Source organism: Kosakonia sp. HypNH10 (assembly GCF_029850615.1).
GTDB classification, from domain to species: domain Bacteria; phylum Pseudomonadota; class Gammaproteobacteria; order Enterobacterales; family Enterobacteriaceae; genus Kosakonia; species Kosakonia cowanii.
This window is the reverse complement of record NZ_JAOTIU010000002.1, coordinates 409,593-436,070: the sequence shown is the minus strand read 5'-3', so window position 1 is coordinate 436,070 and position 26,478 is coordinate 409,593. Positions and strand designations below refer to the sequence as shown.

Sequence of the window (26,478 nt, the reverse complement as noted above, 5' to 3'; positions counted from 1 at the left end):
ATCACTTTTTGCAACTAATGTGCCAACGAAGCCAGTGCCTGATTCAGCGGGAGTGCGGGTGAACGTGAGGAGGCCTGCACCCCTAAAACGGTGCAGGTGCCTGCTGATGGTGCAATCAGATATCGCAGTAACGGATAAAGCGGGTCAACGCGCTGGAGAGATGTTTCTGGCGATGATGAATGCGCCACAGGGTGCGCACCAGGCGAGGTAATGGCAGAGGGACTTCCACCAGCGTGCCGGTTTCCAGCTGTTCGGCAATCACACGGCGCGACAGGCAACTGATGCCAAGCCCGTGGCGCACCGCATGTTTAATCGCTTCTGAATTGCCAAGCTCCATGCCTAGCTGAAACTGCGGCAGGTGTGAGAGCAGTAGATAGTCGACGATTTCGCGGGTACCGGAGCCGCGCTCGCGCAGGATCCACGGCGCAGCGGCAAGCGCTTCCAGCGTCACCTCCCGCTGCAACAGCGGCGAGGAAGGCGGCGCAAACACCACCAGTTCATCTTCCAGCCAGGGTTCAGCAATGATCTCCGCTGCATGGCACGGCCCTTCGATAAGCCCGATATCAACACGAAAATCAGCCACGGCGGTGATCACATCCTGGCTATTGCCGACGCTTAACTCCAGCGGTAGCTCGGGAAAATCACGCCGGTAATGGGCGATGACCTCCGGCAGAATGTAGTTACCGATGGTGCTGCTGGCGAAGACGCGGATAGCGCCATTGGCCTCGCGAAACAGCTGTTCGATTTCGCTTGCCTGCTCCAGCGCCGCCAGCGCGCGCGGATAGAGCAGCCGCCCGTGCTCATTCACCACCAGCCTTTTGCCGACGCGATCAAACAGCTGCACGCCAAGCTGACCCTCCAGATCCGTCAATGCGGCGCTCACCGCAGATTGCGACAGTGCCAGACGCTGGGAGGCCTGGGTGGTGGAGCCGCTTTTCAGCACTTCAGCAAACACTTCAAGCTGGCGCAGGGTTATATGCATAGAGAGTCGCTTACCACTTATAAAGATTAATTATAAATATATAATCAATTTTACCTTTAAGCCAGCGCGCCGTACCCTTTTCAGCAACAAGAGGAGAAGGCTATGACCGACATCACATTACACTCTCATCACTCACGCGTCTGGCGCGTGATGCCCGGCCTGCTGCTGAGCGGCGGGATTACTGCGGCCGCGCTGTGGCTGGGCTCCCTGCCCGCTGTTGCTGGCCTTGGCCTGAGCGCGTTAACGCTGGCGATCCTGCTCGGCATGGTACTGGGCAACACGCTCTACCCGGCGCTGCATCGCCACTGCGACGGCGGTGTGCTTTTTGCGAAACAGCATCTGCTGCGGCTCGGCATTATTCTTTATGGCTTTCGTTTGACCTTTTCGCAGATTGCGGACGTGGGCGTCAGCGGCGTGCTGATCGATGTGCTGACCCTCTCCAGCACCTTTATGCTGGCCTGTTTTCTCGGGCAAAAAGTTTTCGGACTGGACAAGAAAACCAGCTGGCTGATTGGCGCGGGTAGCAGCATCTGCGGCGCGGCGGCGGTGCTGGCAACGGAGCCGGTAGTAAAAGCGGAGGCGAGCAAAGTGACCGTCGCCATCGCCACGGTGGTGATTTTCGGCACGCTGGCGATCTTTATCTACCCGGCACTATGGCCGCTGCTTGCGCCGTGGTTCAGCCCACAAACCTATGGCATCTGGATTGGCTCGACGGTGCATGAAGTGGCGCAAGTGGTCGCCGCCGGTCACGCCGTCAGCCCGGAGGCGGAGAACGCAGCGGTGATTGCCAAAATGCTGCGCGTGATGATGCTGGCCCCCTTTTTACTGCTGCTGGCCGCGCGGGTGAAACAGCTCAGCCCGCAAGAGGGTAATGAGAAAAGCAAGGTGACGATCCCGTGGTTTGCCCTCGGCTTTGTAGCGGTGGCGGTGTTCAACTCCTTTCATCTGTTGCCGCCCGCAGCGGTGAATATGCTCAACACGCTGGATACGCTGCTACTGGCGATGGCGATGGCCGCACTTGGCGTGACCACCCATATCAGCGCGCTGAAAAATGCCGGGGCGAAACCGCTGGTGATGGGGCTGCTGCTCTTTATCTGGCTGATTGTCGGCGGCGGTGCAATCAATCTGCTGGTTCACACGGTGATGGCATAAAGCACTACATCTCAACCCTGCTGACCCGCTATGATGTCGGTTTTCCCCCGGCGGGTCTTTACAGGAGTGTTTATGAAATACATTGGTGCGCATGTTAGCGCCTCAGGCGGCGTCGCAAATGCGGCCATCCGCGCCGCCGAGCTGGACGCAACGGCGTTCGCGCTGTTTACCAAAAATCAGCGGCAATGGCGCGCCGCGCCGTTAACCACGGAAACGATTGACGCGTTCAAAGCCGCGTGCGAAGCGCATAACTATTCGCCCGCGCAAATCCTGCCCCACGACAGCTACCTGATTAACCTCGGTCATCCGGTTGATGAGGCGCTGGAGAAATCCCGCGAGGCGTTTATTGATGAGCTTTCCCGCTGTCAGCAGCTTGGGCTGACGCTGCTCAATTTCCACCCCGGCAGCCACCTGCAACAGATCCCGGAAGAGAAGTGTCTCGCGCGCATTGCGGAATCCATCAACATTGCGCTGGCGCAGACCGAAGGCGTGACCGCGGTGATCGAAAACACCGCGGGTCAGGGCAGCAACCTCGGCTTCCGGTTTGAGCATTTGGCGGCAATCATCGATGGGGTTGAAGATAAAACCCGCGTTGGCGTCTGCATTGATACCTGTCACGCGTTTGCTGCCGGTTACGATCTGCGTAGCGAAGAGGCAACCGCCGCCACCTTTGCCGAGTTCGACCGCGTGGTGGGCTTCAAATACCTGCGCGGGATGCACCTGAATGATGCGAAAAGCGGCTTTGCCAGCCGGGTTGACCGCCATCACAGCCTCGGCGAAGGCAATATTGGCCACGATGCGTTTCGCTGGATCATGCGCGACACGCGCTTCGACGGCATTCCGCTGATCCTCGAGACCGTTAACCCGGATATCTGGGTGGAAGAGATCGCGTGGCTTAAAGCGCAGCAATACGCAGAAACCACCGCCGGGTAATTCCCTGCTGTAGGCCGGATAAGGCATTCGCCGCCATCCGGCAAGGGCGCAATGCCTGATGGCGCTTCGCTTATCAGGCCTACAAAACAAAATCCTCTGCAAACCGTAGGCCGGATAAGGCATTCGCCGCCATCCGGCAATGCCGCAACGCCTGATGGCGCTTTGCTTATCAGGCCTACAAAAGCAAAGGCACATGCGAGCCGTAGGCCGGATAAGGCGTTCGCCGCCATCCGGCAATGTCACAACGCCTGATGGCGCTGCGCTTATCAGGCCTACAAAAGCAAATCTGCCCTTTTGCGGGCATAAAAAAAGGCCGCTTAGCGGCCTTTTTCTGTTTCTACGGCTCAGGCAACTTTCGCGGCCATCTCCGTTTCCGGACGTTTCAGCAGGGCATACAGCAGGCCCGACAGCAGCGTACCGGCAACGATCGCCAGCAGGTAACCGAGCACCGGGGTGATAGCACCCGGGATCAGCAGCACGAACAGGCCACCGTGCGGTGCCATCAGTTTAGCGCCAATCGCCATTGAGATGGCACCGGTCAGCGCGCCACCGGCGATACAGCACGGGATAACACGCATCGGATCGCGTGCTGCGAAAGGAATCGCACCTTCAGAGATAAAGCACAGACCCAGCACCAGCGCCGCTTTACCCCCTTCACGCTGACCTTTGTCGAACTTGTTGCGTGCAACCAGCGTCGCCAGACCCATCGCCAGCGGTGGCACCATACCGGCCGCCATAATCGCCGCCATCGGTGCGTAGGTTTGCGTACTCAGCAGCCCGACACCAAAGGCGTAGGCCGCTTTGTTTACCGGACCACCCATATCGGTACACATCATGCCACCGAGGATCGCGCCCAGCAGAACGGCGTTCGCCGTGCCCATGGTTTGCAGCCAGGAGGTGAGACCCGCGAGGATTTTCGCTACCGGCGTACCGATAAGGTAGATCATCGCCAGGCCAACAATCAGGCTTGAGAAGAGCGGAATAATCAGAATCGGTTTCAGCGCTTCCATACTTGGCGGCAGCTTAAAGCCTTTGCTGATCGCTTTCGCGATGTAACCGGCAAGGAAACCGGCAATGATACCGCCGATAAAGCCAGACCCGGTGCTTACCGCCAGCATACCGCCGATGAGACCCGGCGTCAGACCCGGACGGTCAGCAATCGAGAAGGCGATAAAGCCCGCCAGTACAGGCACCATCAGCGCAAACGCCGTACCGCCGCCGATCTTCATCAGCGCCGCCGCCAGCGTCCCCTCTTCTTTAAACGCGGTAATACCAAAGGCGAAGGAGAGTGCGATCAGCAGACCGCCCGCCACTACCATCGGCAGCATATAAGAGACGCCAGTCAGCAGGTGACGATAGGCGCCCGCGCTCTCTTTTTTGCCTTCTGAAGATTCAGACTGCCCTTTGCCGGATGGCTGATAGGGCTTCGCTTCCGCTACCGCTTTATCCAGCTCCTGCACGGTTTTCTTCAGTGCCAGACCCGTCGAGGTGCGGTACATCGGTTTGCCGGCAAACTTCGCCAGGTCCACTTCGATATCCGCCGCGACGATAACTAAATCCGCCTGCGCCACCTCTTCCGGGGTGATGGCATTGCCTGCGCCCACGGAACCGCGCGTTTCAACTTTCACCCACCAGCCGCGTTTTTTCGCTTCGGTTTCAATGGCTTCTGCCGCCATAAAGGTGTGCGCAACGCCGGTCGGACAGGCGGTCACAGCAACAATACGTTTTGGCCCTGCGGCCGGGGTTGCCGCCGCAGGTGCAGCAGCCGGTGCGCTGTAAGGCGTGGCGTGGTTCTTCGCTTCGCTCAGGAACAGCTCCGGGTGCGCGACCGCGCGATTGATATCGCCCAGCCAGACTTTCTTCCCGCCCAGCGCCGCGTCGTTCGGCAGCTGGCTACCCAATACGATCGCCAGTTCCGCGTCACCTGGGTTATCAACAAATTGCAGATTCGCTTTTTGCGCCGCCGCACCCAGCAGGGTCTTTGCCATATAGGCACGGGCCTGTCCGAGTTCAGCGTCGATGATCAGCAGCGTTTTCATTATGCCTCTCCTGCTGTTAGTTAAAGGGTTTTAAGTCAACGCGCGCCATCATCGCGGCTAACTGGGTACGATCGGTAATCCCTACGTTACTCTGACTGACCGCCAGTGCAGCGACAGCGGTGGCCAGGCGTAAAGTGTGCTCACTGGACTCACGCATCAGCAGGCCGTAAATCAGGCCGCCAACCATCGAATCCCCTGCGCCAACGGTGCTTACCACTTCCATTGACGGCGGTTTGGCGATCCATTCACCCGAAGCGTTGACCCACAGCGCCCCTTCTGCGCCCAGCGAAATCACCACGTGGGCGATCCCCTGCTCGCGAAGCGCGTGAGCGGCTTCAATAACGTCCTGCAATTCCGGCAGTTTACGACCGGCCCAGATCTCCAGCTCGCGACGGTTAGGTTTCACTAACCACGGTGCGGCTTTCAGCCCGGCAACCAGCGCGTCACGGCTGCTGTCGAAGATGATGCACGGGCACTGGCTGCGCAGGCGCGTCATCCAGTCGGTAAAGGCTTCCGGGCTGACGCCGGACGGCAGGCTGCCGCTGACGCAGACCATATCAAACTGACCAAGCCAGGTGAGCGAGTCGGCGACGAAACGCTCCCAGTCGGCCGGAGTGACTTCGAAACCGGAGAAGTTAAAGTCGGTCACTTCGCCATCTTTCTCGGTCAGCTTAACGTTTATACGCGTACGCCCCTGTACCACCTGAAAACGGTTGGCAATGCCCAGCTCGCTGAACAGTTGCTGAAAACCGTCCTGGTTATCTTTACCGAGGAAACCGCCCACGGTGACGTCGATGCCCAGATCTTTCAGCACTTTGGCGACGTTGATCCCTTTACCGGCGGCGTGCAGCCCGGTGGTGCGCACCAGGTTGACTTCGCCACGCTCAACTTCCGGGGTGAAACCCACCAGATCGTAGGCCGGGTTTAAAGTAATTGTTGCCACTCTTCTGCTCATTTACGCTCCCTCTCCCAGGCCCGCTGCGATGGCGTCGCCAATCGCTTTCAGCGCCTGTTCAGCATCTTCGCCCTGTGCGGTAAAGCGCAGGCGGTGTCCTTTCTTCACGCCCAGCGCAACCACTTTCATCAGGCTGCGGCCATTTGCCGGTTTGCCTGACCCATCGAGGTTGGTGACGGTGATTTCGCTATTGAACTGTTTAATGGTGTTAACCAGCATGGTGCCCGGACGGGCATGCAGGCCGTGCTCGTTACGAATGACAAACTCTTCGCTGAGCAGATCGTCCGCGACCGCGTCGTCGCTGGTCAGCAGCGCCAGCAGCGTGGCGGCATCAGCATTCAGCAGACGGTCAGCTTTATTCGCCAGCAGCAGATCGCTCAGGCGCTTCAGCACAGCAACGGGTTGCTCATCGGCCATCGCGACGCTCACCAGCACAGCGGCGTTTTCACCTTCTACTTCAAACGGCGTGGCAGCACGGCTGACGGCTACTGCGCTCAGCAGGTTGCCCTCGGCGCTGTCGTTCAGCCAGATGCCCTGACCGAGGTTCAGCGGCTGTTCGTTGATCGCGCGCGTTACGTAAATGCTGTCTACCGCACCCGCCTCTTTCAGACGCGCGGCGTTCAGCGCCTGCAGCGTCATCAGCGAGTTGGCGTTGACGTCCAGCGACAGGGTTTCGTTATCCAGCTTCAGCGCACTGCTCTGCTTTTCACCCATCAGCAACGCACGCAGCTCTTCAGCGGTGGTCGCGGATTGCAGCTGCGCGGCGACGGCATCATCGCTCAGCACGTGCGTCAGCTGACGCAGCAGGCCGAGGTGTTCATCAGAGCTGGCGGCGATACCGATGGCAACGTAAGCTACCTGCCCTTCGCTCCACAGAATGCCCTGCGGGAACTGGAATACTTTGACGCCGGTTTTCAGCACCTGGTCGCGCGTGTCGGTGGTGCCGTGCGGAATGGCGATGCCATTGCCAAGAAAAGTGGAGGTTTGCTGCTCGCGTGCGAGCATGCCATCGACGTAGCCTTCAGCCACGTTGCCGGCTTCAGCCAGTGCCGCCGCGATCTGGCGAATGGCCTCTTCTTTGTTACCGGCCTGCTGGCCTGGATGGATGTCCTGAACGGATAACTGGAACATGTGACTCGTCTCCCGCTGAAATTGAATCGTTTCAGCTTACATAAGAAAGATTACGTCACCGCCGTGGTTCAGAGACAATGCGATGACGCTGAAACGTTTCAAGGAGTCTTGACCTTTTTTGCTCAACGATCAAGAAATCTCTCATTTGGCGTTTAAGAATTTTGAGGCACTGCACATTTTACAGCCCGTTAAGGGAAATTTGCTGACGCCAATTTGGCCGTCAGCTTATCGCCTTCAGCCTGTTCAGCTTTGAAAGGAATTACGGAGCGGTCTGCTGTTCGAGATCGAGGAGGTAGATCATTGCCTGTTCGCGCGTTGCGCCGCACATTTCCAGGCTCGGTTGCAGCCCGGCGCACACTTTTGGCCGCAACGGTGAGCCAAAGAGTTTGCATCGCTGATGTTCATCAAGCTGCACACAGGGGGTGTTGGCCGGTTTACCGTTGGGCATGCCGGGGATCGGGCTGGTAATGGACGGGGCAGTACAGCAGGCTCCGCAGTCCGGGCGGCAGTGCATAGCGGCTCTCTTATTGGCGTCGACGCGCTGAAGTAGCGCGTTGCGGGGCACGCTATCATCTTTTACCCATGCAACGCAAAACTCAGCAATTCCCCTTGCCTGAAAAGGCCCTCGCGAGTAGTTTGTCGCGATATTTTGGTGAATTTCTTTTTTACAGGAACCTGGCAATGCCAAGAGCGAACGAAATCAAAAAAGGTATGGTGCTGAACTACAACGGCAAGCTGCTGATTGTAAAAGACATTGATATTCAGTCACCGAGCGCCCGCGGCGCAGCAACGCTGTATAAAATGCGCTTTGCTGATGTCCGTACCGGCCTGAAAGTTGAAGAGCGTTTTAAAGGCGACGACATTGTTGATACCGTATCCCTGAACCGCCGTTTCGTTGACTTCTCCTATGTAGACGGCAACGAATATGTCTTCATGGATAAAGAAGATTACACGCCCTATACCTTTACCAAAGATCAGATTGAAGATGAGCTGCTGTTTATTCCGGAAGGTGGCATGCCGGATATGCAGGTGCTGCTGTGGGACGGCCAGCTGCTGGCGCTCGAACTGCCGCAGACCGTGGATCTTGAAATTGTTGAGACCGCACCGGGCATCAAAGGCGCATCTGCCAGCTCCCGTACCAAACCTGCCACGCTGAACACTGGCCTCGTCGTACAGGTGCCGGAGTACCTGACCACCGGCGAGAAGATCCGCATTCATATTGAAGAGCGCCGCTACATGGGCCGCGCAGATTAAATAAAAAAGCCTCCGTCTGGAGGCTTTTTTTCGTCCGTGAAAGCGAGCAGAGCGTTTACCGGCTGCTATTACAGCAGGTCGCGGAACAGCGTCTTCTTCAGCGCCAGCTCAACGCCGCGCACTTCCGCCATCCCTTTCAGGCGACCAATCGCCGAGTAACCCGGGTTGGTTTTCTTACGCAAATCGTCAAGCATCTGGTGACCATGATCCGGGCGGAACGGGATCGGGCGCAGATCGCCCGCTTTCTTGCGGCGCTGCTCTTCGGTAAGAATTGCCGCCACCACCGACACCATATCAACATCGCCCTGCAGGTGCGCCGCTTCGTGGAAGGTTTTCGGGTTCTCTTCACGGCAGGTAGCGCGCAGATGGGTGAAGTGAATGCGATCGCCGAAAGTCTCGATCATCCGCACCAGATCGTTGTCTGCCCGCACGCCGTAGGAACCGGTACACATGGTGAAGCCGTTGTTGATGCTGTCCACCGCCTCTTTCAGCCACTGCATATCTTCGATGGTGGAGACAATACGCGGCAGGCCGAGGATCGGGCGCGGCGGATCGTCCGGGTGCACCGCCAGCCGCACGCCCACTTCCTGCGCCACCGGCACAATGGCGCGCAGGAAACAGGCCATATTTTCGCGCAGCTGCGCTTTGTCGATGCCGTCATACTCCGCCAGACGCGCGCGGAACTGATCCAGCGTATAGCCCTCTTCCGCCCCCGGCAGACCGGCGATGATGTTGCGCGTCAGCTTTTCCACTTCCGCATCGCTCATCGCATTGAAATAGGCCTGCGCCTGGCGCTGCTCCTCATCGCTGTAGTCCGCCTGCGCCCCTTCGCGCTTGAGAATATGCAGCTCAAACGCGGCAAAAGCGATCTGGTCGAAGCGCAGCGCGCGTGAGCCATCCGGCAGTTCATACTCCAGGTCGGTGCGCGTCCAGTCGAGGATCGGCATAAAGTTGTAGCAGACGGTATCAATCCCGCAGGTGGCGAGATTGCGGATGCTCTGCTGATAGTTGGCAATCCATTTGTCGCAATCGCCGGAGTGGGTTTTGATCTCTTCATGTACCGGAATACTTTCGACAACGGACCAGTAAAGCCCCTTTTCAGCCAGCAGGGCCTGGCGGGCTTTGATCTCTTCCACCGGCCACACCTGGCCGTTCGGAATGTGGTGCAGAGCGGTGACCACGCCGGTCGCGCCTGCCTGACGAACATCATCAAGAGAAACCGGATCGTTCGGTCCATACCAACGCCAGGTTTGTTCCATCGTCTTCCCCTCAAAAAGTTGTTATACCAATACAGCGTGAAACATGACGACTACCATACATGCTTATGGAAAACGGTCAAATCCCGCCACAGCAATGATTGATCCAGCTCACATTCCCCGGATATTTAAGGCATACCAATTCTTTTTGCTGTCATATAACTTTACACTGCTATTGTTAATTATTGGTTAATCAGGTGTATAGAGATGAAAACAATTGCCTCCGCCACGCTGCCCGCTTCGGTGCAACAGCCACAGTACGATCGCAGCCAGCTACGTTCGCGCATCGTCCATTTCGGTTTTGGTGCCTTTCACCGCGCCCATCAGGCGTTATTAACCGACCGGGTGCTGAATGCGCAAGGCGGCGACTGGGGCATTTGCGAAATCAGCCTGTTTAGCGGTGATGTTTTAATGTCGCAGCTGCGCGAGCAGGAGCACCTTTATACGGTGCTGGAAAAAGGTGCCGACGGAAATAAGCCGATCATTATTGGCGCGGTTAACGAATGCCTGAATGCCAAACTCGACACGCTGGCAGCGATTATTGAGAAGTTCTGCGAGCCGCAGGTGGCGATTGTCTCCCTGACCATCACCGAAAAAGGGTACTGCATCGACCCGGCCAGCGGTAAGCTTGATCTTACCCAGCCGCGTATTGAGCACGATCTGAAATACCCGCACGAGCCGCACTCCGCGCCGGGCATCTTAGTTGAAGCCCTGCATCGCCGCCGCGAGCGCGGCCTGCCGCCCTTTACCGTGCTCTCCTGCGACAACATTCCCGACAACGGCCACGTGGTGAAAAATGCCGTGCTCGGCATGGCGCAAACCCGCTCGCCGGAGCTGGCACAGTGGATAGCGGAGCATGTCAGCTTCCCGGCCACTATGGTCGATCGCATTGTCCCGGCGGCGACCGATGAGTCGCTGGCTGAGATTGCCGACGTAATCGGCGTCTTCGACCCTTGCGCCATCAGCTGCGAGCCTTTTATTCAGTGGGTAATAGAAGATAACTTTGTCGCCGGGCGTCCGGCGTGGGAAACGGCGGGCGTGCAGTTGGTGGAAGATGTGCAGCCGTGGGAGCAGATGAAGCTGCGCATGCTCAACGGTAGCCACTCCTTCCTTGCCTATTTAGGTTATCTCGCCGGGTTTGCGCATATTAATGAGTGTATGCAGGACGCAGCCTTCCGTGAGGCAGCGCGCCAACTGATGCTCAATGAGCAGGCACCGACGCTGCGCATCAAAGGCGTTGATCTTAATGCCTATGCCGACAGCCTGCTTGAGCGCTTCGCTAATCCGGCGCTGAAACACCGCACCTGGCAGATTGCGATGGATGGCAGCCAGAAGCTGCCGCAGCGCCTGCTGGACGGGATCCGTATTCATCTGCTGCGCCAGAGCGACTGGCCACTGCTGGCGCTCGGCGTGGCGGGCTGGATGCGCTATGTCAGCGGCGTCGATGATGCGGGCGAGACCATTGATATTCGCGATCCGCTGGCGGATAAAATCCGTGCCATCGTGGAGACCAGCAGCAGCGACGAGCGCGTCACGGCGCTGCTGACGCTGAAAGAGATCTTCGGCAACGATCTGCCGCATAACCCGGTGTTTGTCGATGCCGTCAGCCAGGCCTGGCGCGCTATTGATACCCTCGGCGCACACGACGCGGTGCAGCAGGCGGTCAACCCTTAACATTTTTTGCCCTCAACGCGGACGGATAGTGCGATGCGCCGTCCGCGCTCTTCTCTTTTCCGCTTTTTTTCGCCAGGATTGTGCGCTTGTGCTTTTTGATGACGCGGAGTTCCTGTGACGAAGACCAACCTGATTACCGGCTTTCTCGGAAGCGGCAAAACCACCTCCATTCTGCATTTGCTGGCCCATAAAGATCCGCAGGAGAAGTGGGCGGTGCTGGTGAATGAGTTTGGCGAAGTCGGCATTGATGGCGCCCTGCTCAGCGACAGCGGCGCGCTGCTTAAAGAGATCCCCGGCGGCTGCATGTGCTGCGTCAACGGCCTGCCGATGCAGGTCGGTCTCAACACCCTGCTGCGTCAGGGAAAACCCGATCGCCTGCTGATTGAGCCGACCGGGCTCGGCCACCCGAAGCAGATCCTCGATATGCTCACCGCCCCGGTCTATGAGCCGTGGATCGATCTGCGCGCCACGCTCTGCCTGCTCGACCCGCGCCAGCTGCTGGATGAGAAGGCGCTGAACAATGAGAACTTCCGCGACCAGTTAGCGGCAGCGGATATCATCATTGCTAATAAAGAGGATCGCGCCAGCGCCGAGAGCCAGCAGGCATTTGACGCATGGTGGGCCGAGTTTGGCGGCGATCGCCTGCGGGTGAACGCCACGCAGGGTGCGATTGCCGGCAGCCTGCTCGATCAACCGCGCCGTAATCTGCGCGCCCTGCCAGAGAGCGCCGCGCACGATCATGCGCACGGTGAGAAAAAGGGGCTGGCGGCACTGAGTTTACCGGCGCACCAGCGCTGGCGTCGCAACCTCAATAGCGGCCAGGGGCACCATGCCTGCGGCTGGATTTTCGATGCCGATACGGTTTTCGATACCATTGGTCTGCTGGAGTGGGCGCGGCTTGCGCCGGTGTCGCGGGTAAAAGGGGTGATGCGTATTCCCGAAGGTTTGCTGCGGGTAAACCGCCAGGGACAGGATTTGCATATTGAGACGCAGAACGCTGCGCCGCCCGATAGCCGGATAGAGTTAATCACCGACAGCGAGGCTGACTGGAACACGCTTCAATCGGCGCTGTTGAAGCTTCGTTTAAGTTAGCCGGACTACCGTGGCGTCCCTGAAAAATAAAAGAGCCTGCAAAATGAAAACCCGACTGCCTCTCATCGTGCTGCTGAATGCTGCTGGCCTGGCGCTGTTTTTCTCCTGGTATCTGCCGGTGAATCATGGTTTCTGGTTCCCGCTCGATTCAGCGATCTTCCACTTTTTCAACCATGGGCTGGCAGAGAACCGCGCCTACTTATGGTTTGTCGCCCTGACCAACAACCGCGCGTTTGATGCCTGCTCGCTGGTGGCGATGGGCTGTCTGATGCTCTCTTTCTGGCTGCCGGCAGATCCGGCCGGGCGTCGGCGCGTGGTGATGATTGGGCTGACCATGCTGCTGCTGGCGCTGGTGATCAACCAGCTCGCGCAGCATCTTATGCCGGTGAAGCGCGCCAGCCCGTCGCTCTCCTTTACCGATACCTATCGGGTGAGTGATCTGATCAACTTCCCGACAAAAGATGCCTCGAAAGATAGCTTCCCGGGCGACCACGGAATGATGCTGCTGATTTTTGCCGCGGTAATGCTGCGTTATTTCGGTAAAAAGGCATTCGCCATCGGGCTTCTTATATTTGTCATATTTGCGTTCCCGCGCGTAATGATTGGCGCGCACTGGTTTACGGATATTGCCGTCGGTTCACTCTCTGCGGTGTTGATTGGACTGCCCTGGTGCCTGATGACGCCGCTGAGCGATAAGATCGTGGCGTTATTTGATCGTTATTTGCCTGGGAAAAACAAAATTTAAACACTTAAATAACATTTACCGCCGCCGGGAAGAGGCGATCATTAGCGTCCTTAATGTAAATTCCCGGCGGTTGCCTGATTGTGTCATTTTTTAGCCAACTCAATCGCCTTTAAAAAGAGCATTTTGCCCGCTATTTCTCTTTATTTGTCCATTTATTGACCAAACGCATGAATTCACTTTCTGTATCACAATTTCTTATAAAAAAGTGATGAAAAGCACTCGCCTTGCATTAGATGTTCAGGTAACCTCGGTCCGTCTTGTCGCAAAGAGTGCTCTTTTACTCTCTGCGCGGTAATTTGTGCGTTTCGCCACAAATTCTGGCTCGAGTATTTGTCTTGAAACATTCAGATAATTAATCTCGCTGCGTTTGGCATTTTTCATAACGATATTATCGTTAAGGACTTCAAGGGAAAATAAGCAACATGGTCAAGTCTCAGCCGATCTTGAGATATATCGTGCGGGCGATACCCGCGATCGCAGTAGCGGTTCTGCTTTCAGCTTGTTCAACAAATACCGCCAAGAATATGCATCCTGAGACGCATGCTGTGCCCGAAGATAGCTCTTCACTGCAAGCCTCTCAGGATGAATTTGAAAACCTGGTACGTAATCTGGATGTTAAAAACCGGCTTATGGATCAGTATGCAAGTTGGAAAGGCGTTCGCTACCGTCTCGGCGGCGACACCAAGAAAGGCATCGACTGTTCTGGCTTTGTGCAGCGCACCTTCCGCGAACAGTTTGGTTTAGAGCTGCCGCGTTCCACATGGGAACAGCAGGAGACCGGTAAGTCTATTTCGCGCACCAGTCTGCGCACCGGCGATCTGGTTCTCTTCCGTGCAGGCTCTACCGGACGTCATGTCGGCATCTACATTGGTAATAACCAATTTGTTCATGCCTCCACCAGCAGTGGTGTGATGATTTCTAACCTTGATGAGCCATACTGGAAGAAGCGCTATAACGAAGCGCGACGCATCCTGACACGCAGCTAATCGCTTTATGCCAGTTACCCTTGGCTGGCGTAAAGTTATAAAAAACACTGCTTCGGCAGTGTTTTTTTATGTCTCCAATATGCTATACGAAGCTTTCCGGGTTTTATTTCGTTTATATCCCGCTTTATAGGCGAAATATGATGAACCGCTAACATAGGCTCAGCATCATGCTTACCCGTAACGTTACCGTTAACCGCCGCGTTGTGCTTATTAGCCTGCTGACCGGCGTGCTCGTTGCCATGCTGGTCGGCGGTATTCAGTTCTGGCTGGAGCAGCAAAAGCGGGAAGCCCGCTACGATACGCTGCTGAGCAGCATTCAGGCCTCATATGCCAGTTACTTCAGCACTATTCGCGCCGCGGCAGAAACGCTGCACCCGCTCACGCTCGACAGCTGTGAAGAGGCCGCGAGCGAGCTCACCTCCAAAGCTGCCTTCAGCCAGAATGTGCGCGCCTTTCTGTTAGTAAAAGATCAGCGCGCCTACTGTTCGTCCGCCACCGGTGATATGGATGAGCCAATGAAACGGCTGATTCCGGGTATCGATATTAATAAACCCACCGATATGGTGATTTTGCCCGGTACGCCGATGATGCCGACGCAGCCGGTAATTGCACTCTGGTTTCGCAGCCCGCTGCTGGATAACCGCGGCGTACTTGCCACGCTCAATATCAATCTCGCCCCCTATATGCTTTACACCGCGCAGATCCCCGATCTTAACGGCCTTGCGCTTGGCATCGGCGATCGCGCACTGACCACCTTCTCAGGCAAACCATTGCTGCTAAGTCATTTGCATCAAACGCCTTACCTGAGCGCGCAGGTCGAAGGTTCGCCGGTCAGGCTCTATCTCTACGCTGATAAATGGCAAATGGAAGATCTCCAGTTCGCGCTGCTGCTGGGTGCCACGGTCGGTATGCTTGCCGGTCTGCTGAGCGCGGCAATGCTCGCGATCCATCTGCGCCCCGGCCGGGAGATCCTCACAGCGATTAAGCGCGACCAGTTTTATGTCGTCTACCAGCCGGTGGTCAGCGGCGCGGAGTTAAAAGTGACCGGTTTTGAAGTACTAATGCGCTGGAAGCACCCGACCGCCGGCGAAATCCCGCCCGATGCCTTTATTCATTTTGCCGAAGCGCAGCAGTTAATTGTGCCCCTGACCCTGCATCTGTTTAAGCTTGTCGCGCGCGATGCGCCGGTTTTAAAAACGCTGCTGCCTGAAGGGGCGAAAATGGGCATCAATATTGCGCCCGGTCATCTGCATGCGCCGAGCTTTAAACAGGATATGCAGCAGTTTGCCCATGCCCTGCCCCCGCACCACTTCAGCCTGGTGCTGGAGATCACCGAGCGCGATATGCTCAAGCATGACGAGGTTAATGAGATCTTCCAGTGGCTGCATGATGAAGGATTTGAGATCGCCATTGATGATTTTGGTACCGGTCATAGCGCGCTGATCTACCTTGAGCGTTTCACCCTCGACTTCCTGAAGATCGATCGCGGGTTTGTTAACGCCATCGGCACGGAAACCGTCACCTCACCGGTGCTTGACGCCGTGCTGACGCTGGCGAAACGTCTCAATATGCTCACCGTGGCGGAAGGGGTGGAGACGCCGGAGCAGGTGCGCTGGCTGCGCGATCGCGGCGTGCACTATCTGCAGGGCTACTTTTTCAGCCGCCCGATGACGCTACAGCAGTTTATCGACTGGCGACCGCCGACATTTACTGCCCGGCTGTAGGCGGAAAAAGTTCACAACCGCCGATCCCTCCCCTATTATTCAAGCAGAAAAATTCACGCCTCCGTCGCATTGCGGTAAAAGGGATCCAGCAAATGAAGTATGCGCGCATTGTTGCTCTGTTACTGGCGTTTATCGCCCTCGCCTGCCAGGCGCAGACCATTAAAGAGAGTGACAGCTTTGCGATTATCGGCGAACCGAAATACGCCGTTAACTTTTCCCATTTTGATTATGTGAACCCCGCCGCGCCGAAAGGCGGTAACGTGACGCTCGCCAATATCGGCACCTTTGATAACTTCAACCGTTTCGCCCTGCGCGGTAACCCGGCGGTGCGCACCGATGCGCTGTACGACGGCCTGTTCACCACCTCCGATGATGAGCCTGGCAGCTACTATCCGCTGATTGCCGAAACCACCCGCTATGCCGATGACTTCTCGTGGATGGAGATCTCACTCAACCCACGCGCCCGCTTCCATGACGGCTCGCCGATCCGCGCCAGCGATGTCGCCTTCACCTTCCAGAAGTTTATGACTCAGGGGGTGCCGCAGTTTCGCATTGTCTATAAAGGCACGACGGTAAAAGCCATTTCGCCCTTAACCGTGCGCATTGAGCTGGCGAAGCCGGGCAAAGAGGATATGCTCAGCCTGCTGACGCTGCCGGTAATGCCGGAGAAGTTCTGGAAAGATCATAGCCTCAGCGAGCCGCTTGCCCGCCCGCCGTTGAGCAGCGGGCCTTACCGCATCAGCAGCTGGCGCATGGGGCAGTATATTGCTTATACCCGCGTGCGCGATTACTGGGCCGCCGATCTGCCGGTCAACCGCGGCCGCTGGAACTTCAACAATATTCGCTATGACTACTATCTCGACGACAATGTCGCCTTTGAGGCGTTTAAAGCCGGATCTTACGATCTGCGCAGCGAAGATAGCCCGAAAAACTGGGCCACGCGCTATATCGGCACCAATTTCGCGCGCGGCTATATTGTTAAAGATGAACAGACCAACCAATCGGCGCAGGATGCGCGCTGGCTGGCGTTTAATACCCAGCGCCCGGTGTTCGCCGACCGGCGGGTTCGTGAAGCGGTGTCACTGGCCTTTGACTTCGAGTGGATGAACAAAGCGCTGTTTTACGGTGCCTACAGCCGGGCGGACAGCTACTTTATCAACACCGAATATGCCGCACGTAACTACCCGGATGCCGATGAGCTAACGCTGCTGGCACCGTTAAAAGATCAGATCCCGCCTGAAGTGTTTACGCAGATCTACTCCCCGCCCACCTCGAGCGGCGACGGCTACGATCGCCAGAACCTGCTAAAAGCCGATAAGCTGCTGAACGACGCGGGTTGGGTGCTGAAAAACCAGCAGCGGGTGAATGCCAAAACCGGCAAGCCGTTTGTTTTTGAACTGCTGCTCCCCTCCGGCGGAAATGTGCAGTGGGTGCTGCCCTTCCAGCACAATCTCGCCCGTCTCGGCATCACCATGGAGTTACGCCAGGTGGATAACTCGCAGGCGACCAACCGCATGCGCAGCCGCGATTACGACATGATGCCGCGTCTGTGGCGCGCGCAGCCGTGGCCGAGCGGCGACCTGCAAATCTCCTGGGGTTCCGCCTATATTGACTCCTCCTACAATGCGCCGGGGGTAAAAAACCCCGCTATCGACACCCTGCTTGAACAGATTGCCCGCTGGCAGGGGAATAAAGAGAAGCTGTTGCCGCTCGGGCGCGCGCTGGATCGCGTGCTGACGTGGAACTATTACATGCTGCCGATGTGGTATATGGCGGCCGATCGCCTTGCGTACTGGGACAAGTTCTCCATGCCCGGCATTCGCCCCGTCTACTCAATTGGGTTTGATACCTGGTGGTATGACGTAAACAAGGCGGCGAAACTGCCCGCCGCCAGACGTTAAGGAGACGGGATGGGTGCCTATCTCATTCGCCGATTATTACTGCTGATCCCCACCCTGTGGGCGATTATTACCATCAACTTTTTTATTGTGCAGATTGCGCCCGGCGGCCCTGTCGATCAGGCGATTGCCGCCATTGAGTTTGGCGATCAGGGGCGGCTGCCCGGCACGGCTGATGGCGGTATGGGTGCAGGCCATGCGCGCACCGGGGTCGGTGATGCGCTGACCAACGATAGCCACTATCGCGGCGGGCGCGGCCTCGACCCGCAGGTGATTGAAGAGATAAAGAAGCGCTACGGCTTCGATAAACCGCTCTCCGAGCGCTACTTCAAAATGCTGTGGGATTATGCACGCTTCGATTTCGGCGATAGCCTGTTTCGCAGCGCCTCGGTGCTGCAACTGATTAAAGAGAGCCTGCCGGTCTCTATCACTCTTGGCCTGTGGGGCACGCTGATTATCTATCTGGTGTCGATTCCGCTTGGGATCCGCAAAGCGGTCTACAGCGGCAGTCGGTTTGATATCTGGAGCAGCGCGCTGATTATTGTCGGCTACGCTATTCCGCCGTTTCTGTTCGCCATTTTGCTGATCATCTTCTTCGCCGGTGGCAGCTATTATGACTTCTTCCCATTGCGCGGGCTGGTGTCGACGGATTTCGCCACGCTGCCCTGGTATAAACAGGCCGCTGATTATCTCTGGCACATTACCCTGCCGGTGCTGGCGACGGTGATTGGCGGTTTTGCCGCGCTGACGATGCTCACCAAGAACTCCTTTCTCGATGAGATCCGCAAGCAGTATGTGGTGACGGCGCGCGCCAAAGGGGTGAGCGAGCGCAATATCATGCGCAAGCATGTCTTTCGCAACGCCATGCTGCTGGTGATTGCCGGTTTTCCGGCGACTTTTGTCAGCATGTTCTTTACCGGTTCGCTGATGATCGAGGTGATCTTCTCCCTTAACGGTCTCGGCCTGCTGGGCTATGAAGCGACCGTCTCGCGGGATTACCCGGTGATGTTCGGCACGCTCTATATCTTCTCCCTTATCGGCCTGCTGCTGAATATTGTCAGCGATATCACCTATACGCTGGTCGATCCGCGTATCGATTTCGAGGGGCGCTGATGTTCAGACTCAGTTATGTTAACCAGGCGCGCTGGGCGCGTTTTCGCCATAACCGCCGTGGATACTGGTCGTTATGGATCTTTGTCGTGATTTTTGTCCTGAGCCTCTGCTCAGAGTTGATCGCCAATGATAAGCCGCTGCTGGTGCGCTATCAGGGCGAGTGGTTTGTGCCGCTGGTGAAAGAGTACAGCGAAAGCGACTTTGGCGGCCCGTTTGCCACGCCCGCGGATTACCAGGATCCGTGGCTGCAAAAGCAGCTTAACGAGCACGGCTGGGCGCTGTGGGCGCCGGTGCGTTTCGGTGCGCGCAGCATTAACTACGCCACCACGCAGCCCTTCCCCTCTCCACCGTCGGCGCAAAACTGGCTCGGCACCGATGCCAACGGCGGCGATGTGCTGGCACGCATTCTCTACGGTACGCGCATCTCGCTGCTGTTCGGCCTGCTGCTGACGCTCAGCTCCAGCGTCATCGGCATTGTGGTCGGTGCGATACAAGGTTATTACGGCGGCAAAATCGATCTCTTCGGCCAGCGGTTTATTGAGGTGTGGTCCGGGCTGCCGACGCTGTTCCTGATAATTCTACTCTCAAGCGTGATCCAGCCCGGCTTCTGGTGGCTGCTCGGCATTACCGTGCTGTTCGGCTGGATGACGCTGGTGAGCGTGGTGCGCGCCGAGTTTCTGCGCACGCGTAATTTCGACTACATCCGCGCCGCGCAGGCGATGGGCGTCAGCGATGGCGCAATTATGCTGCGCCATATGCTGCCTAATGCGATGGTAGCAACGCTGACCTTCTTCCCCTTTATTCTCAGCGGCTCGGTCAGCACCCTCACCTCCCTCGATTTTCTCGGTTTCGGGCTGCCGCTCGGCTCCCCGTCTCTCGGCGAACTGTTGCTGCAGGGCAAAAATAATTTGCAGGCTCCGTGGCTCGGCATCGCGGCGTTTGTCTCAACGGCGCTGCTGCTGTCGGTGCTGATCTTTATCGGCGAAGCGGTGCGCGACGCGTTTGATCCCAATAAGGCGGTGTAAATGGCTTCCCCTTTGCTGACTATTGACGCGTTAACCATCGCCTTTCGCCAGCAGGCGACCACCCGCACGGTGGTGGAGGATCTCTCCCTGCGCATTGAAGCGGGCGAAACGCTGGCGCTGGTGGGCGAGTCCGGCTCCGGCAAGAGCGTTAGCGCGCTGTCGATTCTGCGCCTGCTCCCCTCGCCGCCGGTGGTCTACCCCGCGGGCGATATTCTGTTTCATGGCGAATCGCTGCTGCATGCCAGCGAGCGCACCCTGCGCGGCGTGCGCGGCAACAAGATCGCCATGATTTTTCAGGAGCCGATGGTCTCGCTCAACCCGCTGCATACGCTGGAAAAACAGCTTTATGAAGTGCTCTCCCTGCACCGGGGAATGCGCCGGGAAGCGGCGCGGGCAGAGATGCTCGACTGCCTCGATCGCGTCGGCATCCGTAATGCGCGTAGCCGCCTCGGCGACTTCCCGCATCAGCTCTCCGGCGGCGAGCGCCAGCGTGTGATGATCGCCATGGCGCTGTTGACGCGCCCCGAGCTGCTAATTGCCGATGAACCAACCACCGCGCTGGACGTCTCCGTGCAGGCGCAGATCCTCACCCTGCTGCGGGAGCTGCGCGACGAGCTGAATATGGGGCTGCTGTTTATCACCCATAACCTGAATATTGTGCGCAAACTGGCGGATAACGTGGCAGTGATGCAAAACGGCCGCTGCGTGGAGCAGAACCGCGCGGCAACTCTCTTCAGCGCGCCGAATCATCCCTATACGCAAAAGCTGATCAACAGCGAGCCGCACGGCGATCCGGTGCCGCTGCCGCCCGTCGAGCAGCCGCTGTTGCAGGTGGAGAAACTCGGCGTCAGCTTCCCGGTGCGTAAAGGTATTTTCCGCCGCGTTGTCGCGCAAAACGCGGTGGTGAAAGGGATCTCCTTTACCCTGCGAGCGGGTGAAACGCTGGGGCTGGTGGGTGAATCCGGCTCCGGGAAAAGCACCACCGGCCTTGCGCTGCTGCGGCTGGTCAACGCCGAGGGCACGATTCTATTCGACGGCAAACCGCTGCATAAGTGGAGCCGCAAGCAGATGCTGCCGGTGCGCCACCGGATTCAGGTGGTGTTTCAGGATCCCAATTCGGCGCTGAATCCGCGCCTCAATGTGCAGCAGATTATCGAAGAGGGGCTACGCGTGCATCAGCCTGAGCTGTCGCGCGAAGCCCGCGAGCAGCGGGTGATCGAGGTGATGCAGGAGGTAGGGCTGGATGCGCAGACACGCCAGCGTTATCCGGCGGAGTTTTCCGGTGGCCAGCGCCAGCGTATCGCCATTGCCCGTGCGCTGATTATGAAGCCGGAGCTGATTATTCTGGATGAACCAACCTCATCGCTGGACCGCACCGTGCAGGCGCAGATCCTCGCGCTCCTGAAGTCGCTTCAGCAGACGCACCGGCTGGCCTATATCTTTATCAGTCACGATCTGCATCTGGTGCGCACCCTCTGCCACCAGGTGATTGTGCTTAAACAGGGTGAAGTGGTGGAACAGGGCGAGTGTCGGCGGGTGTTTGACGAACCTCAGCAGGCGTATACACGCCAGCTGCTGTCGCTGAGCTGAGGTTCAGAACGGGTTGTAATTGGAGAAAGGTTCCGCGATAGCGACGCCGAAGTTTTTCAGGCGGCAGGTCGCGGCAAACTCATCCTGACTGTGAACGAAAAGGCATGGCTCGCCTTCGCACTCGACCACCGAGCAGTCGACTTCGATATCGCTGAGCGCCTGGCTGAGTTTATGCATCACCGGCCAGGCGTTATCGCCGTCCGGGCTGAGCAATTTTAATGCCACCAGCGCGTCATCCGCCGCATGTCCATTTTGCGGAATCGGTTCAACTTTGGCACCTGCAAAACCCTCTCGCCAGCGATAGCACTGGGGCAAACGGTGGATGATTGAGAGCTGTAATGTATTCACTTTCTTTCCCCAGAAGCACTTTCACTTCACAAATATTTCACATCTAGATTAACACACTATTCACATTTCATCCTGCCAGTGGCAGAGAAAAGGTTGCACCCCGCGTAGTGTGTGGGTTTGCCGCGCTTTTATCAGCATGTTATGAACGCGTCGGCAGGCCAACTTTTCGGCTATATGTACCCGTTTATGAGATCTAACTCAACCTTTTTCACTACAAAGATGTGACTTTTTACACGACAGGATTTTACATAAAAGAAACAAAAAGCCCAAAAAGAGAACGGCTTTTGCTTGATATGCATCAACGCAGGGAGCGGGTTACGCTCCCTGTTGAGAGGGGTTATGCCGCTTTTTTGGTGCGGCTGGCATAGAGATAGAAGAGAACCGAGCAGGTGGCGCAGAAGGTCATCGACCAGATCATTGGCCAGGCGGTGTTGAAGGTGGCCAGCGACAGCAGCGCGCCAACAATCGCCCCAATACCAAAACGGAAGGTACCCGCCAGCGATGAAGCAGTGCCAGCCATATGTGGGAATTCGTCGAGGATCACTGCCATCGCGTTCGACGCCACCAGCGTGACGCAGCCGACAAACGCCGCCACACCCACCACCAACGCCCAGAAGCCAACACCCAGCAGCGCGGTCACCACCATCCATAACGCCATCACAAACTGGATCCACAGCCCGCTGCGGAACATATTCAGCGCGCCAACCCGGCGCACAAAGCGGCCATTGATAATGGTCAGGATGAACAGAAAGACGATATTGAGCGCAAAGTAGTAGCCAAAATCCTGCGGCGAGACGTGGTTGATTTCGATATAGACAAACGGCCCGGCGCTGAGGAAGGAGAACATTCCGGCAAAGCTGAAGCCGCTGGCGAGCATATAGCTGAGCACGCGTTTGTGGCGAAACAGCGAGGCAAAGTTGCCAAGGGTGGTGCGGAAGTGGAACTTATGCCGCTTCTCTACCGGCAGCGTTTCACGGATGAAAAAGGCGATCATGCCTGATGCCAGCAGCGCCGCCAGCGCGAGGATCCAGAAGATGGCGTGCCAGTTGAACCATATCAGCACCGCGCCGCCAATCATCGGTGCCAGCAGCGGCGCGATGGTGGTCACCAGCATGACAAAGGACATCATGCGCGAGAACTCTTCGCGCGGGTAGATATCGCGCATCAGGGCGTTAATCACCACGCTCGCTGCCGCGGCAGCGAGGCCGTGCAAAAAGCGCATAAAGATAAGCTGCTCGATACTCTGCGCCAGCGCGCAGGCCACCGCTGCGACGGCGAACACCAGCGTGCCGCCGAGGATCACCGGCTTGCGCCCGATGCTGTCTGCCATCGGGCCATAGAAGAGCTGACCGATGGCAAAGCCGAGAATGTAGCTGCTCAGGGTCATCTGCGCGCTGCCGGCCGGTACGCCGAACTGCCCGGCAATCACCGGCAAGGCGGGCAGATACATATCAATCGACAGCGGCATCAGCATGGCCAACAGGCCAAGGATAAAGACAATACTCAATGATGAGTGTGGCCTGCTGGTCACGGCAGCAATCTCCTGAAGTTAGCGGGTGAGCATGCCAACGCTGGCAATTTCATCCTCGGTAAGCGCACGGTACTCCCCCGGCGCCAGGTCGTCATCCAGACGGATGCCGCCAATGCGTTCGCGATGCAGGCCAACAACGTGGTTGCCCACGGCGGCAAACATGCGCTTCACCTGATGATAGCGCCCTTCGCTAATGGTCAGGCGCACCTGCGTCGGCGTAATCACCTCCAGCACGGCGGGTTTGGTGAGATCTTTTTCATTATGCAGCTGAACACCGTGGGCGAACTGCGCGGCGGTGTCTTCTGCAACCGGCGACTCCAGCGTCACCAGGTAGGTTTTTTCGCAGTGATGGCGCGGCGAGGTAATGCGGTGCGACCACTGACCATCATCGGTCATCAGCACCAGACCGGTGGTGTCGATATCGAGACGCCCGGCGGCGTGAAGCTTGTGCGCGACCGGCTCGTCGAGGAAGTAGAGCACCGTCGGGTGATCGGGATCTTCGGTAGAACAGACGTACCCTTCCGGTTTATGCAGCATAAAGTAGCGCGGGCCGGTCTGCTGAACGAGGGTATTGCCGTTGTACTCAACCTCGTGTTCCGGTTGCAGTTTAAAGGCGGCATCGCGAACGATTTCGCCATTGACCGTAACACGGCTGCCGCGGATTTCGCGCCCGGAAATGGCGCGGCTGACGCCAAGTTGCTGAGCGATAAACTTATCAAGTCGCATGAAATTTTCTGGCCTGTATGGTGCTGAATGGGGGCAATGCGCCCACAAAAGAGATGAACAGCCTGAAGTATAACGAGCATCATAAACCGCTTAAAGCAAAGTTTCGTGGCATACTGTCTGCCGTCAATCTGTAACGCCGTTGAGACAATGACTTTTACGCTACGCCCCTATCAACGCGAAGCGGTGGATGCCACCCTCGCCCATTTTCGCCAACACGCTGAACCCGCAGTGATTGTGCTGCCGACCGGCGCCGGAAAAAGCCTGGTGATTGCCGAGCTGGCACGGCTGGCGCGTGGTCGCGTACTGGTGCTGGCCCATGTGAAAGAGCTGGTTGCGCAGAACCACGCCAAATATATCGCCCTTGGGCTGGAAGCAGATATTTTCGCCGCCGGGCTGAAGCGCAAGCAGAGCCACGGCAAAGTGGTGTTTGGCAGCGTGCAGTCGGTAGCGCGCAACCTTGATCAGTTCCAGGGAGAGTTCTCCCTGCTGGTGGTGGATGAGTGCCACCGCATCAGCGATGACGACGACAGCCAGTATCAGCAAATCCTTTCTCACCTTAAGGAAGTGAATCCACGCATTCGCTTGCTCGGCCTGACAGCAACCCCCTTCCGTCTTGGCAAAGGGTGGATTTACCGCTTTCACTATCACGGCATGGTGCGCGGGGATGAAAAAGCGCTGTTCCGCGACTGTATTTATGAACTGCCGCTGCGCTATATGATTAAACACGGTTATCTGACGCCGCCGGAGCGGCTGGATATGCCGGTGGTGCAGTACGATTTCAGCCGCTTACAGACGCAGAGTAACGGCCTGTTCAGCGAAGCGGAGCTGAACCGCGAGCTGAAGAAGCAGAAGCGTATTACGCCGCACATTGTCAGCCAGATTGTTGAGTTTGCGCAGACGCGCAAAGGGGCGATGATTTTTGCCGCCACGGTGGAACACGCCCGCGAGATCACCGGCCTGCTGCCTGCGGACGACGCAGCGCTGATCACCGGCGAAACGCCCGGCCCGCAGCGTGATGCCTTAATTGAGGCTTTCAAACAGCAGCAGTTCCGCTTTCTGGTCAACGTCGCGGTGTTGACCACCGGCTTTGATGCGCCGCATGTCGATCTGATTGCCATTTTGCGCCCGACGGAATCCGTCAGCCTCTATCAGCAGATCGTCGGTCGCGGCCTGCGCCTGGCACCGGGGAAAACCGACTGCCTGATCCTCGATTACGCCGGTAACCCGCACGATCTCTACGCCCCGGAGATTGGCGCACCGAAAGGCAAAAGCGATAACGTGCCGGTGCAGGTCTTCTGCCCGGGTTGCGGCTTTGCTAACACATTCTGGGGGAAAACCACTGCTGACGGTACGCTGATTGAGCACTTTGGCCGCCGTTGCCAGGGCTGGTTTGAAGATGATGAAGGGCATCGCGAGCAGTGCGATTATCGTTTCCGCTTTAAAAACTGCCCGCACTGCAACGCAGAGAATGATATTGCCGCTCGCCGCTGCCGCAGCTGCGATGCGATTCTCGTCGACCCGGACGATATGCTGAAAGCGGCGCTGAAGCTGAAAGATGCGCTGGTGCTGCGTTGCAGTGGCATGACATTGCAGCACGGCGCGGATGAGAAAGGCGAATGGCTGAAAATCACCTATTACGATGAAGATGGCGCGGATGTCAGCGAGCGCTTTCGTCTGCAAACTCCGGCGCAGCGCACCGCTTTTGAGCAACTCTTTATGCGACCGCATACGCGCACGCCCGGCGTGCCGTTACGCTGGATTGTGGCGGCGGATATCGTCGCCCAGCAGGCGCTGCTGCGTCACCCCGATTTTGTCGTCGCCCGTATGAAGGGCCAGTACTGGCAGGTGCGGGAAAAAGTGTTTGATTACGAAGGTCGCTTTCGTCGGGCGAATGAATTGCGCGGCTAAGCGCACTTTTAATTGATGTATCAATCATTAGGGGATAGAATACCGCCCGCTTTTGCATCCGCAAAGCCGATCATCTGCCTGTTGCTGGGTCGCCTGTAACAGGATTTATTTAAGAGAGATTCAAATGTTTACTATTAACGCAGAAGTACGTAAAGAGCAGGGTAAGGGTGCGAGCCGCCGCCTGCGCACCGCGAACAAGTTCCCGGCTATCGTCTACGGTGGAACTGAAGCGCCGGTTGCTATCGAACTGGATCACGACAAAGTGTGGAACATGCAGACTAAGCCTGGTTTCTACAGCGACGTTCTGACCCTGGCTCTCGATGGCAAAGAAGTTAACGTTAAGATTCAGGCTGTTCAGCGTCACCCGTTCAAGCCGAAACTGACTCACATCGACTTCGTTCGCGCGTAATCGCTGA

23 protein-coding genes are annotated in these 26,478 nt (G+C 57.4%); 14 read left to right on the top strand and 9 right to left on the bottom strand.

Annotated features, from left to right (window positions below; translation table 11 throughout):
• Positions 1-115: 115 nt before the first annotated feature.
• The gene (yieE, locus tag N7V53_RS08245) at positions 116-982 is read right to left on the bottom strand and encodes a DNA-binding transcriptional regulator YeiE (RefSeq protein WP_042712342.1); all 867 of its coding nucleotides are present in this window, start codon (positions 980-982) and stop codon (positions 116-118) included.
• Positions 983-1,084: 102 nt separating this feature from the next.
• Here yieE and N7V53_RS08240 point away from each other — a divergent pair, with 102 nt between their 5' ends.
• Entirely contained in the window at positions 1,085-2,134 is a 1,050-nt protein-coding gene (locus N7V53_RS08240; RefSeq protein WP_279793023.1) for a YeiH family putative sulfate export transporter, read from the top strand.
• Between the two features lie 72 nt (positions 2,135-2,206).
• Positions 2,207-3,067: a deoxyribonuclease IV gene (nfo, locus tag N7V53_RS08235; RefSeq protein ID WP_242388031.1), complete on the top strand. Its 861-nt coding sequence runs from the start codon at positions 2,207-2,209 to the stop codon at positions 3,065-3,067.
• A gap of 344 nt (positions 3,068-3,411) precedes the next feature.
• On the opposite strand, the gene fruA is transcribed toward nfo, so the two are convergent.
• From fruA to N7V53_RS08215, 4 genes are all read right to left on the bottom strand, one after another.
• Positions 3,412-5,106, bottom strand: coding sequence for a PTS fructose transporter subunit IIBC (gene fruA / locus N7V53_RS08230; protein WP_279793022.1), 1,695 nt, complete (start codon positions 5,104-5,106; stop codon positions 3,412-3,414).
• 16 nt (positions 5,107-5,122) lie between these two features.
• Positions 5,123-6,061 carry a 1-phosphofructokinase gene (gene fruK, locus N7V53_RS08225; protein WP_023479738.1) on the bottom strand — a complete coding sequence of 313 codons (939 nt, stop codon included), beginning with the start codon at positions 6,059-6,061 and terminating at the stop codon, positions 5,123-5,125.
• The gene (fruB, locus tag N7V53_RS08220; protein WP_279793021.1) at positions 6,062-7,192 is read right to left on the bottom strand and encodes a fused PTS fructose transporter subunit IIA/HPr protein; all 1,131 of its coding nucleotides are present in this window, start codon (positions 7,190-7,192) and stop codon (positions 6,062-6,064) included.
• Between the two features lie 259 nt (positions 7,193-7,451).
• Entirely contained in the window at positions 7,452-7,706 is a 255-nt protein-coding gene (locus tag N7V53_RS08215; RefSeq protein ID WP_279793179.1) for a YkgJ family cysteine cluster protein, read from the bottom strand.
• A 167-nt stretch (positions 7,707-7,873) separates the two neighbouring features.
• Here N7V53_RS08215 and yeiP point away from each other — a divergent pair, with 167 nt between their 5' ends.
• On the top strand, positions 7,874-8,446 hold the full coding sequence (gene yeiP, locus N7V53_RS08210; protein ID WP_023479652.1) for an elongation factor P-like protein YeiP: 573 nt from the start codon (positions 7,874-7,876) through the stop codon (positions 8,444-8,446).
• 68 nt (positions 8,447-8,514) lie between these two features.
• On the opposite strand, the gene uxuA is transcribed toward yeiP, so the two are convergent.
• Positions 8,515-9,705: a mannonate dehydratase gene (gene uxuA, locus N7V53_RS08205; RefSeq protein WP_279793020.1), complete on the bottom strand. Its 1,191-nt coding sequence runs from the start codon at positions 9,703-9,705 to the stop codon at positions 8,515-8,517.
• 204 nt (positions 9,706-9,909) lie between these two features.
• On the opposite strand from uxuA, the gene N7V53_RS08200 reads away from it, so the two are divergent.
• The 9 genes from N7V53_RS08200 (at position 9,910) to yejF (ending at position 21,549) form a co-directional block, all read left to right on the top strand.
• Entirely contained in the window at positions 9,910-11,376 is a 1,467-nt protein-coding gene (locus N7V53_RS08200; protein WP_279793019.1) for a fructuronate reductase, read from the top strand.
• Between the two features lie 114 nt (positions 11,377-11,490).
• Positions 11,491-12,468 (top strand): GTP-binding protein, encoded by a 978-nt coding sequence (locus tag N7V53_RS08195; protein ID WP_279793018.1) that lies wholly within the window; start codon positions 11,491-11,493, stop codon positions 12,466-12,468.
• 43 nt (positions 12,469-12,511) lie between these two features.
• Positions 12,512-13,213, top strand: coding sequence for a phosphatase PAP2 family protein (locus N7V53_RS08190; RefSeq protein ID WP_279793017.1), 702 nt, complete (start codon positions 12,512-12,514; stop codon positions 13,211-13,213).
• A gap of 422 nt (positions 13,214-13,635) precedes the next feature.
• Positions 13,636-14,199 (top strand): bifunctional murein DD-endopeptidase/murein LD-carboxypeptidase, encoded by a 564-nt coding sequence (gene mepS, locus N7V53_RS08185; protein WP_023479708.1) that lies wholly within the window; start codon positions 13,636-13,638, stop codon positions 14,197-14,199.
• Between the two features lie 167 nt (positions 14,200-14,366).
• Entirely contained in the window at positions 14,367-15,923 is a 1,557-nt protein-coding gene (locus N7V53_RS08180; RefSeq protein WP_279793016.1) for a cyclic di-GMP phosphodiesterase, read from the top strand.
• Between the two features lie 92 nt (positions 15,924-16,015).
• Positions 16,016-17,824 carry an extracellular solute-binding protein gene (locus tag N7V53_RS08175; protein WP_279793015.1) on the top strand — a complete coding sequence of 603 codons (1,809 nt, stop codon included), beginning with the start codon at positions 16,016-16,018 and terminating at the stop codon, positions 17,822-17,824.
• 9 nt (positions 17,825-17,833) lie between these two features.
• The gene (gene yejB, locus N7V53_RS08170; RefSeq protein ID WP_279793014.1) at positions 17,834-18,934 is read left to right on the top strand and encodes a microcin C ABC transporter permease YejB; all 1,101 of its coding nucleotides are present in this window, start codon (positions 17,834-17,836) and stop codon (positions 18,932-18,934) included.
• Positions 18,934-19,959 carry a microcin C ABC transporter permease gene (locus N7V53_RS08165; protein WP_270221714.1) on the top strand — a complete coding sequence of 342 codons (1,026 nt, stop codon included), beginning with the start codon at positions 18,934-18,936 and terminating at the stop codon, positions 19,957-19,959. Before yejB ends, N7V53_RS08165 begins: the two co-directional genes overlap by 1 nt.
• On the top strand, positions 19,960-21,549 hold the full coding sequence (gene yejF / locus N7V53_RS08160) for a microcin C ABC transporter ATP-binding protein YejF (RefSeq protein ID WP_279793013.1): 1,590 nt from the start codon (positions 19,960-19,962) through the stop codon (positions 21,547-21,549).
• 3 nt (positions 21,550-21,552) lie between these two features.
• Here yejF and N7V53_RS08155 read toward each other — a convergent pair whose 3' ends face one another.
• The 3 genes from N7V53_RS08155 to rsuA all read right to left on the bottom strand — a co-directional run bounded on the left by N7V53_RS08155 (position 21,553) and on the right by rsuA (position 24,154).
• Positions 21,553-21,897 (bottom strand): YejG family protein, encoded by a 345-nt coding sequence (locus N7V53_RS08155; protein WP_023479706.1) that lies wholly within the window; start codon positions 21,895-21,897, stop codon positions 21,553-21,555.
• Positions 21,898-22,234: 337 nt separating this feature from the next.
• Positions 22,235-23,428, bottom strand: a complete 1,194-nt coding sequence (locus N7V53_RS08150; RefSeq protein ID WP_094421090.1) for a Bcr/CflA family multidrug efflux MFS transporter — start codon at positions 23,426-23,428, stop codon at positions 22,235-22,237.
• Positions 23,429-23,446: 18 nt separating this feature from the next.
• Complete coding sequence (gene rsuA, locus N7V53_RS08145) at positions 23,447-24,154, bottom strand: 16S rRNA pseudouridine(516) synthase RsuA (RefSeq protein WP_279793012.1); 708 nt, start codon at positions 24,152-24,154, stop codon at positions 23,447-23,449.
• A 147-nt stretch (positions 24,155-24,301) separates the two neighbouring features.
• Here rsuA and N7V53_RS08140 point away from each other — a divergent pair, with 147 nt between their 5' ends.
• Entirely contained in the window at positions 24,302-26,062 is a 1,761-nt protein-coding gene (locus tag N7V53_RS08140; protein WP_023479747.1) for a DEAD/DEAH box helicase, read from the top strand.
• 124 nt (positions 26,063-26,186) lie between these two features.
• Positions 26,187-26,471, top strand: a complete 285-nt coding sequence (gene rplY, locus N7V53_RS08135) for a 50S ribosomal protein L25 (protein WP_279793011.1) — start codon at positions 26,187-26,189, stop codon at positions 26,469-26,471.
• The last annotated feature ends 7 nt before the right edge of the window (positions 26,472-26,478 follow it).